Source organism: Mycobacterium sp. E3198, from assembly GCF_001667015.1.
In the GTDB taxonomy this organism is placed as follows: domain Bacteria; phylum Actinomycetota; class Actinomycetes; order Mycobacteriales; family Mycobacteriaceae; genus Mycobacterium.
This window is the reverse complement of record NZ_LZIS01000030.1, coordinates 1-638: the sequence shown is the minus strand read 5'-3', so window position 1 is coordinate 638 and position 638 is coordinate 1. Positions and strand designations below refer to the sequence as shown.

The 638-nt window shown below is 71.3% G+C and carries 1 pseudogene; it reads right to left on the bottom strand.

Going from position 1 to position 638, the window contains the following annotated elements:
* Positions 1–568: pseudogene (locus tag A5673_RS04545) on the bottom strand (SLC13 family permease); the annotation flags it as partial.
* Positions 569–638 lie beyond the last annotated feature (70 nt).

The following is a 638-nucleotide window of genomic DNA, read 5'->3' as shown; positions in this document are numbered from 1 at the left end:
GGTGGTGCCCCAGCGACCAGAGCGCGTACGTCAGGGTGGTCGAGGTGGTGTCGTGGCCGGCGAGCATGAACAGCACCGACGCGCCGATGAGCGCCACCCAGGCCGGGGCGACCCCCACGGACTGGCCGACCACGAACCCGGTCAGCGTCAGCCCGACCACCACCAACACGAACACCGGCGGCCGCGGCGCCGGCCCCAGCTCCTCCGGGTCGGGCTGCACGCGCAGGTCAGCGGCGAAGAACCACCGGAAAATCGCGTACAGGGTGGCGACCGCGCCCAGCCACGGCAACGCCATCAGCAGCGTGAACCTGGTGAACGAGATGTTGGCGGTGTGAAACGCCAGCAGGTTGGTCAGGTTCGACACCGGCAGCAGCAGCGAGGCCCCGTTGGCCAAATGCGCCGTGGCGTAGGCGTAGGGCCGCACCGGCGTGCGCAGCCGCCGCACGGCGACCAGCACCACGGGGGTCAGCAACACCACCGCGGCGTCCAGGCTCAACACGGCGGTGATCAGGGAGGAGATGACGAACACCCGTCCCAGCAGGCCGGCCGAACCCACCCGCCCCCGCGCTGCTCGCGATCGCGGCGATCGCCGCGCTGCTGGCCAACGTCGTGAACAACCCGCCCGCCACGCTGGTGCT